This window comes from Weissella diestrammenae (assembly GCF_014397255.1).
Lineage (GTDB): Bacteria > Bacillota > Bacilli > Lactobacillales > Lactobacillaceae > Weissella > Weissella diestrammenae.
The window spans coordinates 1,009,471-1,024,482 of sequence record NZ_CP060724.1 but is presented as its reverse complement, the minus strand read 5'-3'; the positions used below and the strand labels follow the sequence as shown (position 1 = coordinate 1,024,482).

16 protein-coding genes, 1 tRNA gene and 1 pseudogene are annotated in these 15,012 nt (G+C 39.0%); 4 read left to right on the top strand and 14 right to left on the bottom strand.

Going from position 1 to position 15,012, the window contains the following annotated elements; genetic code table 11:
* Window positions 1-42 precede the first annotated feature (42 nt).
* Both H9L19_RS05055 and H9L19_RS05050 read right to left on the bottom strand, forming a co-directional pair.
* Complete coding sequence (locus H9L19_RS05055; RefSeq protein WP_187528619.1) at window positions 43-603, bottom strand: helix-turn-helix domain-containing protein; 561 nt, start codon at window positions 601-603, stop codon at window positions 43-45.
* Between the two features lie 37 nt (window positions 604-640).
* Window positions 641-1,981 (bottom strand): ATP-binding cassette domain-containing protein, encoded by a 1,341-nt coding sequence (locus tag H9L19_RS05050; protein WP_187528618.1) that lies wholly within the window; start codon window positions 1,979-1,981, stop codon window positions 641-643.
* 268 nt (window positions 1,982-2,249) lie between these two features.
* On the opposite strand from H9L19_RS05050, the gene H9L19_RS05045 reads away from it, so the two are divergent.
* A tRNA-Arg gene (locus H9L19_RS05045) sits at window positions 2,250-2,321 on the top strand.
* 113 nt (window positions 2,322-2,434) lie between these two features.
* Here the strand turns inward: H9L19_RS05045 and H9L19_RS05040 are convergent.
* Both H9L19_RS05040 and H9L19_RS05035 read right to left on the bottom strand, forming a co-directional pair.
* Entirely contained in the window at window positions 2,435-2,653 is a 219-nt protein-coding gene (locus H9L19_RS05040) for a hypothetical protein (RefSeq protein WP_187528617.1), read from the bottom strand.
* A gap of 381 nt (window positions 2,654-3,034) precedes the next feature.
* Window positions 3,035-3,415 carry a hypothetical protein gene (locus tag H9L19_RS05035; RefSeq protein WP_187528616.1) on the bottom strand — a complete coding sequence of 127 codons (381 nt, stop codon included), beginning with the start codon at window positions 3,413-3,415 and terminating at the stop codon, window positions 3,035-3,037.
* A gap of 273 nt (window positions 3,416-3,688) precedes the next feature.
* Between H9L19_RS05035 and H9L19_RS05030 the strand changes: the two genes are divergently transcribed.
* Together H9L19_RS05030 and H9L19_RS05025 are read left to right on the top strand one after the other, a co-directional pair.
* Complete coding sequence (locus tag H9L19_RS05030) at window positions 3,689-4,462, top strand: CPBP family intramembrane glutamic endopeptidase (protein WP_187528615.1); 774 nt, start codon at window positions 3,689-3,691, stop codon at window positions 4,460-4,462.
* A gap of 127 nt (window positions 4,463-4,589) precedes the next feature.
* Window positions 4,590-4,817: a tyrosine-type recombinase/integrase gene (locus H9L19_RS05025; RefSeq protein ID WP_243198128.1), complete on the top strand. Its 228-nt coding sequence runs from the start codon at window positions 4,590-4,592 to the stop codon at window positions 4,815-4,817.
* A gap of 555 nt (window positions 4,818-5,372) precedes the next feature.
* Here the strand turns inward: H9L19_RS05025 and H9L19_RS05020 are convergent.
* The 4 genes from H9L19_RS05020 to H9L19_RS05005 form a co-directional block, all read right to left on the bottom strand.
* Window positions 5,373-5,546, bottom strand: a complete 174-nt coding sequence (locus tag H9L19_RS05020) for a type II toxin-antitoxin system RelB/DinJ family antitoxin (RefSeq protein WP_187528614.1) — start codon at window positions 5,544-5,546, stop codon at window positions 5,373-5,375.
* A 75-nt stretch (window positions 5,547-5,621) separates the two neighbouring features.
* Entirely contained in the window at window positions 5,622-7,055 is a 1,434-nt protein-coding gene (locus H9L19_RS05015) for a lectin-like domain-containing protein (protein WP_187528613.1), read from the bottom strand.
* 237 nt (window positions 7,056-7,292) lie between these two features.
* A complete protein-coding gene (locus H9L19_RS05010) occupies window positions 7,293-8,024 on the bottom strand; it encodes a 3-oxoacyl-ACP reductase (RefSeq protein ID WP_187528612.1) in 732 nt (243 codons plus the stop codon).
* Between the two features lie 17 nt (window positions 8,025-8,041).
* Window positions 8,042-8,536 (bottom strand): QueT transporter family protein, encoded by a 495-nt coding sequence (locus tag H9L19_RS05005; RefSeq protein WP_187528611.1) that lies wholly within the window; start codon window positions 8,534-8,536, stop codon window positions 8,042-8,044.
* Window positions 8,537-8,747: 211 nt separating this feature from the next.
* On the opposite strand from H9L19_RS05005, the gene H9L19_RS05000 reads away from it, so the two are divergent.
* Window positions 8,748-9,656: a DMT family transporter gene (locus H9L19_RS05000; protein WP_187528610.1), complete on the top strand. Its 909-nt coding sequence runs from the start codon at window positions 8,748-8,750 to the stop codon at window positions 9,654-9,656.
* Between the two features lie 51 nt (window positions 9,657-9,707).
* Here H9L19_RS05000 and H9L19_RS04995 read toward each other — a convergent pair whose 3' ends face one another.
* The 6 genes and pseudogenes from H9L19_RS04995 to miaA form a co-directional block, all read right to left on the bottom strand.
* Window positions 9,708-10,214, bottom strand: coding sequence for a dUTPase (locus H9L19_RS04995; RefSeq protein WP_187528609.1), 507 nt, complete (start codon window positions 10,212-10,214; stop codon window positions 9,708-9,710).
* Window positions 10,204-11,196, bottom strand: coding sequence for a hypothetical protein (locus H9L19_RS04990; protein WP_187528608.1), 993 nt, complete (start codon window positions 11,194-11,196; stop codon window positions 10,204-10,206). The genes H9L19_RS04995 and H9L19_RS04990 overlap by 11 nt, the downstream gene beginning before the upstream one ends.
* On the bottom strand, window positions 11,189-12,082 hold the full coding sequence (locus H9L19_RS04985) for a hypothetical protein (RefSeq protein WP_187528607.1): 894 nt from the start codon (window positions 12,080-12,082) through the stop codon (window positions 11,189-11,191). The genes H9L19_RS04990 and H9L19_RS04985 overlap by 8 nt, the downstream gene beginning before the upstream one ends.
* A 151-nt stretch (window positions 12,083-12,233) precedes the next feature.
* Window positions 12,234-13,579 (bottom strand): annotated as a pseudogene (glnA, locus tag H9L19_RS04980) (type I glutamate--ammonia ligase).
* 51 nt (window positions 13,580-13,630) lie between these two features.
* On the bottom strand, window positions 13,631-13,975 hold the full coding sequence (locus H9L19_RS04975; protein ID WP_187528606.1) for a MerR family transcriptional regulator: 345 nt from the start codon (window positions 13,973-13,975) through the stop codon (window positions 13,631-13,633).
* 73 nt (window positions 13,976-14,048) lie between these two features.
* Window positions 14,049-14,972, bottom strand: coding sequence for a tRNA (adenosine(37)-N6)-dimethylallyltransferase MiaA (gene miaA / locus H9L19_RS04970; protein ID WP_187528605.1), 924 nt, complete (start codon window positions 14,970-14,972; stop codon window positions 14,049-14,051).
* Window positions 14,973-15,012: the final 40 nt, after the last annotated feature.

Genomic DNA, 15,012 nt, shown 5'->3' with positions numbered 1-15,012 from the left:
AAAAGACAATCCCCATATCCATAGGAAATTGTCTTAATCTGATTACATAATTGAGTAATTAACTAAATAGTCAAAGTAAAGTAATTGGTCCGTGACATCAATGATTAAATTATCTTTTTTATACAACACCAATCGCCAGTCTGACACGTGGTTATCATTGTTTTCATCAATAAATTGATTCATGGTGCCGTCGTTATTAAGTAAAAGATACCCAGCAAACTGTTCAATCACATCTGCCAATACTGTTGTACGGCGTTCAACATGCCCATCGTTAACATCATTTAATGTGATTGAAAAATCGCCCAATTCTGATCGCGTATTTTCAAAATACCATTTAAATGCCATCAAATCATTGATTGTTAAGCCAATGTTCATCAGATAGTCAACGCTTAATCGAAAATGAATTGGCATCACATGATCTTGTACTGCCGACACTTGAAAATGATCAGCATAAAAAATGGCCAAGCGTTGCCAATCATCAGTATCTGGTACCTTGGTGCCATCCTCAAACGCTATTAACGTTGCTTTAGGCATCTGAATGGTTTCACTCACTTGAGTTAATGATAGATTAAAAAAATCGCGAATTGTCTTTAAATTATTCATAACGATATTTTAACAGATTTTAGGTGCATCAAGCTACTCAAATTGGTTTCAGTGCTTGATTATCAATCACATACTTCCGCCATGCTAATGCTTGTGTAAATTGACGATGATGTGACACTAAAATAACTGCACCCGTAAATTGTTGTAAAAACACTTGCAGAGCTTGCAGGGCTGAAATATCTAAATAATTCGTTGGCTCATCTAAAATTAATAGGTTAGCCCCGGATAATAATGTTCTCACCAAACTGACCCGTACACGTTCACCACCTGACAATGATGCTACATTTTGATGATACATTTCCCCACGAATACCCATAGCACCAAGAAAGTCACGTGCAATTTGTTCAGATTCATTTGAGTCCTGCAAGACATTGTCAATGACCGTCGCTTGATTCTCTAGTTGATCCAATTGCTGAGAAAAATACCCCACCTTAGTCATAACATGCTGATTAGCTTGTTTGACCAGCATTTGTAACAATGTACTTTTCCCAATTCCATTTTCGCCATGAATAATATATTTATCCCGTCCTTGAACCTTTAAAGTCACTTCATCAACTAAAATTTTATCATCTGCGCTTTTGACCGGTATTCCTACGACATTCACTAATACTTGGGTTGAACGCACGTTGGCTTGATGTTGTAACTTTAAAGTTTGTTTTTGCTGCGGTTTTTCAATTTCAGCCAACCGATTAGATTCCTTATTCAATATCTTTGCGTTACTCGTTAATTGGGCCTGAACCGTATCACCTTTTAAGGTATTATTTTGGCGTTTCACGCGATTGCCGCGTTGTACTAGTTTCTGCGCTTCATCGTGTAACTTCTTGGCTTGTTGGCGTGCGGCTCGATATTGTTGTTGCTCAGTAACCTCAATTTGCTCAACGGTCGCACGATAACGCACATAATCCATATGATATGCTTGGAGCTTGTTATCTTTTAAAGCCCACACCCAATTAACCAATGCTTCCAACAAATATTCATCGTGTGAAACGATGATTAAAATGCCTCGATAACGTTTTAAACGATTAATCAGCCAATCTTGATGCGCAACATCCAGGTTAGCCGTTGGCTCATCAAGCAACAAAACCGGCGGATTCCGATCAAGTGCCTGACGTAACGCCTGAATTTCAATCTCACCGCCACTCTGACGCTGGGCTGTAGTCACATCAAAGATTTGCGGTACTAAGAACGGTTGACTTGAAGCTGTAATTTGACCTGTATAATCGGTATCATCACCTGTCAGCATGCTCAACAACGTACTTTTCCCGACCCCATTATCACCGACAACCCCGATGACATCCCCTTTATTTGCCGTCAATTTATCCGTTGTAAATAACACTTGACCGCGCATATTTTTTGTAATTTGATTTATTTTCAACATATAAAAACCACCAATCTTTCAATTTTCTAGACTGGTGGCATGCACAAAAAGCGCTTCTTTCAGCCATGTTCAACACCAATCTAAAAATAGCATGTCCTCTGTTTATCACAAAAGACGTGAATATTTTAAGCATTGGTTAATTGCGCATTGGCTGAATACCTCGTTTTTCTGAATTACTTTTAGTCTAACAAATTATACAATCAAGCTCAAGTTATACAAATTAACCATTGTATTAATAGTGAAACCTTTGTAAAATAGAGTAGTTGATGCCCCTGTAGCATAATGGATAGTGCAAAGGAGTTCTAACCCTGGGATGGGGGTTCAATTCCCTCCAGGGGCATATATATACCTTTAACATCAAGGGTTTATCGTGATTTGTAGCCTTTATTGTAGCCCTAACAAATCGTAAGTGAAACAAAAGACTGCTTAGTTCAAAACCAAGCAGTCTTTTTGTTACCCTATATTAGTTCGCCGTTCATCTATCAGATTTTGCAATTCATCCAAATCATCACTAGTCGCCAAATTTCGAATAAATGATCGCGCTGTACTTCTGTAATTCAAATACTTTGTATACTCTTTATTCTTTTTTCTCCAGTTGTTGTTTGCTTCATTTTGGCTCACTTTTTCATCAGCATCCTTTTGGGGCCGTCCTGCATTATTTTCGATTGTCATTTACTGCCCCCAAAATAAATAGAACCATTCCAACATTCGTAATCGCAGAAATGGATTCAGAATGAACAAACCAATTACCAACTATGAGAATAAGTAGAATAATTAAGAACCACTTGTTTTTATAAAAATTTGTCATGTTATTACTTAGCATGTTAGAATTTAATTACACGAAAGCAAGGGTATTTCTACCCTTACTTTGTTATTTGTCGTCGTCTTTCTTATTCTTTCTAAGTTGTTGAACTATCGCAATTGTTGACACAACTTGGAATAAGATTTCGGCGACTTTTTTAATATCGTCTAACATTACTTTCTCCTTTCTATATATATTATACGCACTCTTATGAGTATTAAAAGTCAACCCTTTTTCTAAACTTTTTTCAATTATTTTAAGCTCGCCCAACGAATATTACTCATCTCAATTTGATGATTTCCAATAAATATATCAGTCTCTCCATAACCCTTAACAACACCATGAATTATCTGTGGTACAAACTCATCTTGTCTTACACGTTCCTGTATAGCTACCATACGCCCTTTTGAGTATGCATCGAATAACACTTCACCAATCTCTACCATACTCATCTCTGGCATCCACTCCTGTTCATACGCTTGTTTACGTGCAAATCTATTTTTCTCAGCATCTTCCGTGTGGTCAGATAAATAATAACCCTGCCATTTAACCATGCCGCGATCACGATAATCATTCTCAAAGAATCGCTTAGCCCTTTCAAGGGTTTCATCATTTATTGTTTCTTGATTCATTACATATCTCCTTTTGTTAGTTTTAATTTAATATAGTATAGTTTAAAACTAACATTTTTCAAGACAAAATAAAAAAGCCCACGCAATAAAATTTACCGGGTGGGCTTAAATATTAATTTACATACGCAGATTTCAGCCAAGGTAGCTATCGAAAATAATGTATTTTTCGAAAATATCAATTTTTTTATTAATATTATTTCATGTAAAATGTATTCTTATTGAATGAGTATTCCTCGCAAGTTACAATAGTCTGAAAGAAGGAGGTTTATGCTTATGTTAAACGTAAACAAATCGCGTACCACACCATTCCAAGAACTGATTATGTTTTTAGCTATCTATTTCATTTTTGTGTTTTCTGGGCCTTACTTATCAATCCCTGGGGTAGATAACAATATCATTACATTCTTAACTGCCGTAGTTTTTGCAGGAATAATTTTTTTCAATCTGAAAACAACTCATTTATTTGAAAAGAATATTCTTCATCGCCGAAGTTCAAAAATGCTTATTATTACTCTATCTATTATTTCATTTCTATGGCTATTCTTAGCATTAGGTATGATGAACAATATTACAAGTATCTTAAAACTCAGTCCTCAACTAATTATTTTGGCAATGTTCTCAGCGCTTAGCGCTGGTATCTTTGAGGAATTTCTTGTACGTGGACTGGCAGTACATTTTTCGATGAAATTTTTGGAAAAATCACGTTATTCAATTTTCCTATCAGTCATTTTTTCATCTATCATCTTTGGGCTTCTGCATATTTCAAACTCCCTTGTCATGAGTCAATCATTCACTTCAACGGCTCAACAAGTTTTCTATGCAACTGCCATAGGAATTTTTCTCGCCGTACTACGAATAATGACTAACGGTCTTATTTTACCAGTACTTATTCATTCGTTAATCGACTTCTCTCCAACAGTTACTTCGGGAACTCCGATTGCTGTTCAATCATGGACACCAATTCTAAGCGTATTTATTCCAATTATCATCTTAATGAGTATAGCCGCAGCCATTCTGAATTCTGAAAAAAATCATTTTTCAAATTAAAAAAAGCTCACTTGATAGTTAGTCCTACCAAGTGAGCTTTTTTCTATGCTGCTAATAACGAATTAGCATCGTACCAAACCATGCCTCTGATGGTATTCAAATAACTAACAGAGCTGTAAATAACAGATTGAGTACCATTCTATCTAAAATCAACGCAAATCAAAGAATCACCATCCACGGACTACGGCACACTCACGCAAGTTACCTACTCTCTCAAGGAATAGATATTCAGTATGTCTCTGAAAGATTAGGCCATGCTGATGTGAACATCACGATGTCAGTGTATGCTCATTTGTTGAACAAAAGAAGAATCGAAGAAAATGATAAGACAATTTCCTTGTTTAATAATTTGTAGCCTTTTTGTAGCCCTAAACACATAAAATACCATAAAAATAAATGAATTATACAGAATTAAAAACACCCAATAAACGCCTATATGCCAACGCATTTGCCGATATATCAAGACTTAACCAAAAATCACTCAAACTCTCTCCAGGGGCATATCGGTCAAATTAAGAACCCCGTCATTTCGGCACAATGCTGATATGACGGGGTTTTATTATACTTCAAAATTCATATTTAACCGTGATTTATCGTGAAATACCGTAAAAAATCGTAGCATTTGCTACAAATTTGCGACATCGTTAATCTACCGTACTGATTCACTTTTATTTAATCTGATATATGGCGTTTCAACCGTTCTAATTCCAATTTTAATCACCGATTCTCCTTTCTCAAAGCAATCAGCGCCTGTGTTTGAATTTCAATTTGTTTATCTTTGCCTAATGTTAATGGGATTGATTGCGTGTGACTCATGTGATTACCTCCAAATTGCGATATATCATTTGCCTTAATTATCTCACTAAGAATAAAGACACCCACCACAATCAATATGGTCGGTGCCTTTTAATTATTTCTTTGTACTAACGAACAAACCATTAAATGGTGAATCGCCTGTCATGGCGACTTGTGTTAGAAAAATTTTCAGTGCTGATTGCGTGGACAGGCCTTGGCTTTTAAAGACATCATCGGCGCGATCTTTAATCACTTCTTCAACGCGTAATTGAATTAGTTTTTCATTCATCTTCTGCCACCTCTTATCACTGTCAAACTGGATTCCAATCGACTATAAACACGTGATACAGTTATCTCAATGAGATTAATTGTGCTTTGGCTTGAACAACAAACTTGCACCCGCAAAGATTGCTGTCAAAACTGCTAATCCAATTGCAAACAGTCCAATTGTCCGCCCAGTTTCAGGTAATTGTGCATCTGTTGTCTTCTCATGATGTGAAACAACTGGGGCTTCAGGCTCAGCTGGTGTCGTTGGTGTCTCTGACTTTGTATAGACGTAAGTCACTTCTTGATCAGCAGCTGTATATTGCCCCTTTTCGCTACCTTGAACTTCTTTGAAAGTATATCCGTCAATCGTCTTCTGCTGTGTTGCCCAATCAGTTGCAATATCACCTGACTGTGTCTCATCACTAGCTAATTGTTGTCCACTTTCATCAACGTAATGTGCAGTGACTTTTCCTTGCGCTGGTGTTACAGGGGCTTTTGTGTACACATAAGTTACTTCTTGATCGTTAGCAGTATAAGTACCACTTTCAGCACCTTGTACTTCTTTGAATTGCCAACCAGTGATATCATGTTTTTTTGTTTTCCAAGTGTCATTAATATCACCTGATTGAATTTCATCTGGATCTAATTGATTACCCGCTTCATCTACGAAATGGGCAATAATATTTCCTTGCGCAACTGTATACTTAAAGCTTTCCAATTGGAATTGTTGCAAGTTCTTATTCGTTCCAGTCGATGAAACAATCGCAAATGACATGCTCTTGTTTTGACCTAACATTGTCGTAATGTCTTGTTCCCAACTTTGTCCGTCAAAATCAACACTCATTTTCTTAGTTGTCCCATCATAAGAAACGGTAATATCTTTAAAAGTATTCCCAGATGGTTGGGCAATCTTTTTGGCCGTTGACTCAATTGTTGACACAACACCTGATGTACCATCTAAGAAGCCACCAAATGAGTAATCATCACGGGCTGAAGATGAATCCATAAATTGCGCAGGATCTGGCGTATAAGTTACTGTTGCGCCAGTTGCAGGTTCATTGTAGTAGGTGTCTAATTTAAAGCCAAAGGCTTCCTTAACACCACCAACACCCATCGCATTACCAGAATTTCCAATCACGTCAGTATCACCCGGTTGGAAAGCAAAACCAACACCGTCAGCGCCACCTTGTAACTTGCTCTTGTCACCAAGATTCACTTTTCCCTTTAAGGTAAATGATTGGGTCATGTCAATTTTGTTGTTCAAAATAGTGTTCCCAACTTGATACTGCGCATCAGGAGTCAACGTTGCCGTGTCCCCATTGATTGTCGCATTACGATTTTGGGTAAAATTGGCCGCATAATCAGTACCTGTCAAGACGACATCACGTGAAGCTGCTTTGGCACTTTTTTGAATTGATGATTGGGCATGCATGACATTCCCATAAACGATTGGCAAACTTGCAACTGATGTTGCTGTTGTTCCCAAAACTAAAACTGTAAATAATAGGTGACTCTTACGCATATGATTCATTGATATACTCCTAAATAATTTATTGATACTAATATAATGTCTATTGATATAAAATTTCACGTCTCATATCAATACATTTATATTAACAAATATATTTATACTGCGTACTTTTTGATTTTTTAAAAAATAAAAAAATAAAAAAAGCGTCACAAACGACGCTTCAATCAAAATATAGAAATATTATTTCATTATATATGAATCATGCTTGATAATCTTTACCGCCCCTAGTACGTGGCATTATTTCAATGTCCACCCACCGTCTAACGTCAGGACTTGACCTTGCATATAACTTGCTTCCGGGCTAGTCACGTATAAGGTTAAATTTGCCACTTCTTCTGGTTGTGCCCAACGCTGAATCGGAGTCTGTTCGGCAACCGACTGCGCCATCGACCCGTCACCAGCAAAATCAGCCGCATTCATCGGTGTTTTGATGGCGCCAGGGGCAATCGCATTGATATGAATATGATCATGTGCATAATCCAACGCTAATTGACGCATCCAACCAACAAGCGCGTGCTTTGACGTCGTGTATGCTGCACCACCACCGCCAGCAACCTGACCTGCAATCGATGCCATGTAGACAATTTCACCTTTTTGGCGTTTAACCATACCCGGTAGAATCGCCAACGTCAATTGAATCGCAGCATTAACATTGACCGTCATAACTTTTTGAATTTTAGCATAATCTGTTTCAAGTGCCGGCGTAAACGCATCTAAAACACCAGCCGTGTTTAAAAAAACATCAATTTCTTGTAGGATTGAATCCTTTAACAAGGTAGTCATCTGTGTCACATCACTTAAGTCCACTACATAAGTCGTTAATTTTGGATGCGACAAGGTTATCTTTTGCTTATCAATTGCAATCACATTTGCGCCAGCTGTTAAGTACGCCATCATTTGTGCATACCCAATACCAGACGCTGCACCTGTAATTAAGACATTTTCTTGCGTATATTCTTGTGTTATCATCTACTGCTACTCCCTGACTATCGACCCAAATCAATGCGTTTGTGCAATAAATAAATCAGCACTGCCCCAACAATTAATGATAAGCATTCGCCGATTGCTACCCAACCATATGTGACCCAAAATGGGGCGTGGGCAACAAAAAACAATTCCAAAGCGACACTCCACATCATAATCGTATCAACAACGGTACTGATAACTAAACGTTTAACAATACTTGTCACATGACGCGTCAAAAAAGCACTGATTGACGTCATAATTAACGTGCCAAGCGTCCCAAAAATCACATCAACGATTCCTAGTGGCGAAAACAAATTAGCAATCAAAACACCTAGCGTTAATGCCCAGATATAGCGTCGATTAAAGACAGCCAAATGATTCAGGCCCTCCGACATTCTTAATTGCACTGGCCCATATGCAAACGGCGCAAAGAGCAAAGTCATCGTGACATATAATGCCGCAACAATACCAATGAGCGCCGTGCTTTGAACACGTTTTCGATTATTATCTGCCATTTTTCTATTAACTCCTAGTTTTTTTCTGTAGTCAGCCAAAGGCCAGCTACGCGTAGGATGGTTACGAACCACTGTTTTCTATCATAGCATAATTTGAAAAGCGTTGGCACGCTTACGGTTTACGTTTCAATCTGACAAAAATTTTTTAGATTCATTTTCGAAGTGGATTTTGTTACAATGGATAAATCATGTTTAATTCGGGGGAACACTAATGTCTAATCAATCCAAAGGCCTATTGCTTGCCGCAACAGGCCCTGCTTTTTGGGGTCTAAATAGCGTGGCTGTTGACTTATTATTCAAACAACACGTCGATTCACAGTGGTTTGCCACTTTCCGACTACTATTATCAGGTCTCATTATCCTAGGCATTGCATATATTCAAAACGGCACCCGTATTTTTGCGCCATTTAAACAATTCCAATCTTTCTGCCGCCTAATTTTATTTTCAATTTTAGGCATGTTCTTCGTACAATACGCTTACATCATGGCGATTCACGCTGGCAATGCAGCCACTGCAACCGTACTACAATTCACTAATCCCATTATGATTGTCATCATTCTAGCGATCCTCAAACGTCAGTTACCGAGGCGTCAAGATGTCATTGCCATTATTTTAGCCATTCTTGGCACCCTTTTAATCGCAACCCATGGTCATTTAACAACACTCGCCATGTCCAAGTCGGCATTAATTTGGGGCTTATCAGCAGCAGTTGGTGCTGTATTTTACACCCTTTTACCCGGTAGCCTCGTTAAGACATTTGGTGCAATTACCATTTCTGGGTGGGCAATGTTGATTGCCGGTATTTTTATTAACTTCATACATCCAGTCTGGGTGGGCGTCCCCCATTTCAACTGGTCAATCAGTTTGATTTTAGTATTTTCAATCGTCTTTGGGACCGCCTTAGCGTACTTGGTATTCATTCAAAGTTTAACCCTGATTGCACCGACGACAGCTAGCACGCTTGGTGCTGTTGAGCCACTAATCGGGACACTATTAAGTGTACTATTGTTTCATATCAACTTTGGCGCCATTGATACCTTAGGGGCCGTCTTAATCATCAGCACCGTGTTCATTCAAACTATGCACGCACCAAAACCCGCTTTCACCCCAAAGGCTTGAAGGTATTTATAAAATAAAAAATCTGGCAGTCTACCACGACTACCAGATTTTTTAATTCGTTTGATTGATCAACTGTGTCACAGCCGAATCAATTGTTGCTTGATCGAGATGTAACTCATTCAACCCTAATTTAAGGTATGAACGCCATGCATGGGCAAAGTCACTTTGACGCCGTTGATGATAGCTATTTAATAACATTGTATCAATACCGATGAATTGATGATTCAAATGCCGTTGTGGAAATTTAGCAAATTGCTGCAAATCTTGCGGCTCTAGGACCATTAAATGTATCCATTGCTGCTTTAAACTAATCAGTAAAAACTGAACTAACCCAGTGGCATACAACGTATCGACGCCGGCATCATCTAATCGTAGCGTGACCGGCACATTCGGGTTCACTGCCTGGGTCAACGTTTGCAACTGTCCTAACGTTCCCAATAGATTTAAATAGTCATTCAATAAATAATCATCTCTTTTAATTGGCCGTTCCCAATCATCAGCAACCGTCCGAAACATCGGACGGACATTTCTTAAATATTTTGCAATATCAATCTGCATCCGCGACGGACTCCTTTGGATATAGAACCTCAACAATCACCTGTGGTCGCCGGACACGACGCATGTTATCATCAAATACAGCTTGCTTTGATGCAACTTCAATCGTCTTACGTTCTTTCAGATACCATGTACCAATGAAATCATAATCTAATAAGACATCAAGCCACGAAACCGCATGATGCCCATCAAGCACTTGGAAATGCCATTCTTGCCCTGCAATTGCTTGAGGATTTTCGTCATAAAAGACCCGCATTTCGACACCATTTTCAAGCATCATCGCTGCACCATTTTGAACAGTCTGCAAGAAATAATTCGATTCAGCGGATAGCACGAATAATCGGTCAAGCATACCAGCTGGCATCTCAGTTTGTACTAACTCATAACGATAATTATCATCTGTCTCCAAGATATTATAATCAACATCATAACCAAAAGTCTGGGCCATGTACCGTCCAAACGTCCGCAGTAAATCAGATACCGTTCGAATATCATCAGCTGTGTCTTTCGCCCGATAATTCGATACTAACAAGCTTGTTAGGGCATGCGAGTTGAAATACAATTGTTTATCCTGAATTGACCAGAAAAACAATTTTTGCTTGGTACCCATTTCAACAAAATATACCGTACCATCAGGGTTTTCTATAAACTGAAAGACCCCCGGCACCTGTAATTGTGTGAATACCATCGTTAATTCTTCACGGTCAGTTGGCGTTAACAGATCATACATTTGCCCATTTGCAAAAGTTAAAAACCGATGCATCGCCAATAAATACCAGTCTTTATGTTGGTATTGTCGAGGCACACGAGCCCATTCAGTTTGTAATTGATAGCTCACCAATTCTTCAAGCACCGTATGCACAATTGTCGGATCTGTCGTCATCGATAATAGATTCAACTGGCTCATTTGTTCTGAAATTGCTGAAACGTCTGAATTAATCAAATCAACGTAAGCATTGATATGGCCTTGAATATGATCAGTCATTGTTTTGTCCTCCCGCTTCTGGCAAGATAGACGCTGGCAGTTGACTAACATAGTCATGATACAAATTAGCGACAGCTACCTTAAAGGCGGCAAAATTTTCAAATTGTTCATTAATCGCCCGTTGCTCATAAATGAGAATGGTATCTTCTTTTGAATAATTTAAAATCACCGCGTTATTTTCAGCAATCAACTTTGGTACTTCCACCGCTTTTTCATCAGCAGACTGAATTTGGGCCAAACGCGTTTTAATTTGTTCACGTCGATTCTTAACTTCTTGTGATTCAAACATTCCTGGCTTCTCTCCCAGTTGTTCTAACTCATTCGTTAAGCTAACTCGTTCTTCATTACGACTACTTTGTTGATCAACAATCCGTTGCAACGCTTCATTGGAACGCGTCGTATCTTCTATCACATCAGTATGATAGCGACGACCCGATTCAGCTAATTCAACAGCCCGACTTAGCATTTGGTATTCCTCATCATCAAAAATGAAATTAACCGTTAATGGATCTAACAGACCAAAATGCCGTCGATCCCACCAATTTCCAAAATAAAGTTGATACACCCCACGCGCATCTTCTTCATAATAAAAGAACGGGAATTTTTCTGACAGGTATGCAATAAGACGCATCGCTAAATGATGTGACAGCTCTTCTAAAATGTCATCCACCATTCGCGCATCTTGCCGATTATCCCTACCTTCAGTTTGACCTTCAATTGTTTCAACATATTTTTTATTATCAAGTAATTGATACAATTTACGGTCATCATCATCATTAATCGCCTGTTGGACGGCATGAATATAAGTTAATTTGTCAGTTAATTTTTGATTGAACGTATCGCGTTCATCGTCAATTGTTGTTTTTAAATACGGTGTCTGTTCCATAACAAACCTCCTATGAATTTACAAAATATCTATTCTATTCTATTCTACACTGTCTATCACATTAAAGGACAGCAGCTCCCATTCCACAAGTAATTCTTAAGAGTCTAAAAAAATCCTTCAATCAATTTCGATTAAAGGATTTAGCATTTAATTAGTATTGCTCAAGGTAGGTGTCAATTTCCCACTCTGAGACATGTTGACGATATGACGTATATTCAACCCGTTTAGCTGCAATAAAGGTATTCGCCATATGTTGACCAAGGGCTTCCTTGACCACCAAGTCTTCATCTAACATATTGACCGCAGCCAATAATGTGTCAGGCAAATCAGTTATACCAGCCTTTTTACGCTCTGATTCGTCCATCAAATAAATATTACGGTCAACTGCATGGTTTGGTTCTAATTCACGCTCAATACCATCCAACCCAGCGGCTAAGATTGCCGCAAAGGCTGTATAAGGATTGGCAGTCGGATCCACCGAACGCAATTCCAAACGTGTTGAGTTACCACGTGCAGCTGGCACACGAACCATTGGTGAACGGTTTGAGCCTGACCACGCCACATAAACAGGGGCTTCAAATCCTGGTGTTAACCGCTTATATGAATTAACCGTTGGATTTGTAATTGCCGTAAAGGCCGCCGCATGATCTAAAATACCGCCTAAGAAGTTATAAGCTGTCTTTGACAACTGCATTTCACCGTCTTCGTCAAAGAAAGCGTTCCCGGCTTCAGTGAAGAGCGACATATTCGTATGCATCCCATTACCGTTAATCCCAGAGATTGGCTTGGGCAAAAATGTCGCATACAAACCATGCTTACGGGCGATTGTTTTAACAATTAATTTGAAAGTTTGAATATTGTCGGCGGCATCAAGCGCATTCGAATATTTAAAATCAACTTCATGCTGACCGGGGCGACTTCGTGATGGGCAGCTTCAACTTCAAAGCCCATCTTTTCCATTTCTAAGACAATTTCACGGCGTGTATTTTCCCCCAAATCAAGTGGTGCTAAATCAAAATAGCCACCTTTATCATTTAATTTAAGGGTTGGTTCACCATTCGCATCCAATTTAAACAGGAAAAACTCAGGTTCTGTCCCTAAATTAAACGCTTTATAGCCAGCCCGATCCATCTGAGCTAAAATACGCTTTAAATTATTTCGTGGATCACCAGCAAACGGTTCGCGGTCAACGGTGTAAATATCCGCAATCAAACGTGCCACTTTCCCACCATTATCGTCAGTCGCCCATGGGAAAATCATAAACGTTGCCAAATCAGGGTACAAATACATATCTGATTCTTCAATTCGAACAAAACCTTCAATTGACGAACCATCAAACATTAAATTATTATTCAAGACTTTATCCAGTTGTGATACTGGCACTTCAACATTCTTAATTGCACCAAAAACATCTGAAAATTGAATTCGTAAAAATTGAACATTTTCTTCTTGAATAATATTACGAATATCGTCTTTTGAATAATTTTTTCGAACCATGATAAAATATCTCCTTTTATATGACAATAGCAATAACAACATCTACGTCGATTAGCGCTTTCCTTGACCACCTAAACGTCCAATTTGCATAAACTCCCCCTGCAACGCCTTCCGTAATTGCGCTTCGGTTGCATTTTTTGTTCGTTTTGCCTTTTGCTTGTCTTCAACTTCATGAATCTCAGAAATTGTATACCCGGCATCTAAATAATCGGCAATTTCCAATAGACGATCAACGTCATTTAATGAATATCGGCGCTGTTTGCCAGCGCCGCGTTTAGGGGCTATCAGTCCTTGCTGATCATAATAACGAATCTGGCGATCACTCAGCCCGGTCAATTCACGAATGACGCTAATGGGGAGCACTGCCATTTCTCGGCGTAATTCCTGTTCACTCATGTGTCTCGACCTCCTAATCTATCCAAATTATAACCGGCAAATATGAATATTTAATGACAGATGTTAATTTCCCTTACATGAAGTCGATGATCGCTTCAAAAATAGCTGTGAGCTGGGTTGGATGCGCGACTAAATCATACCAATGAATATCTTGAAATTGATTATTGAACCACGTTAACTGTCGTTTTGCATATTGCCGAGACGCTTGTTGTAATTTTGAGATACCCATTTCAAGTGGGACGTCATTCGTTAACACTGGGAAGAGCTCTTTATACCCAATTGCTTTTTTAGCGGTCGCATCATCAGGCAACGCATAAGCTAACGCGACTTCTGTCATCAAGCCCGCCTCGACCATTTGAATGACACGATGATTAATTCGCGCATATAATTGCTCGCGAACCGTGGATAGGCCGATAATATAGGCGTCATATTTTCTTTCTGGTACCGGTTGTTGTTCAGAAAATGGTCGTCCTGTCTGCTCACTGACCAACAGCGCACGAATTAAACGTCGCGTTTGACCAGGTAGAATACGTTGCGCACTAACTGGGTCTACCAACCTTACGGCTTCTCGTAATTCCTGCTCGCCTTGCTGAGCAACATTTGTTAGCCACTTATCAACTGAGGCTTGGTCATCAACGCCAACCTCTGCTAAAGGTCGATCACCTAGTAAGGCTTGAATATAAAATCCCGTCCCACCGACAACAATAGGTAACTTTTGGCGTGCGGTAATATCATCAATTGCTTCACGGGCTAAATCAACAAATTGGGCAGCAGAAAAATGTTCAGTTGGTTCAGCGATATCAATCAGATGATGTGGCACAATGCGTTGTTCCGCCCGTGTCGCCTTGGCGGTCCCAATATCCAGCTGCCGATAAATCTGCATCGAATCACCTGAAACAATTTCACCATTAAACTTTTGGGCAATTTCCAATGATAATACCGTTTTCCCAACCGCGGTTGGTCCGACAATGACTACAATTTTTGGGCGTTCATTCATAAGCACAATCCATTCTATTTGTTGGCAATAAAGCACAAGT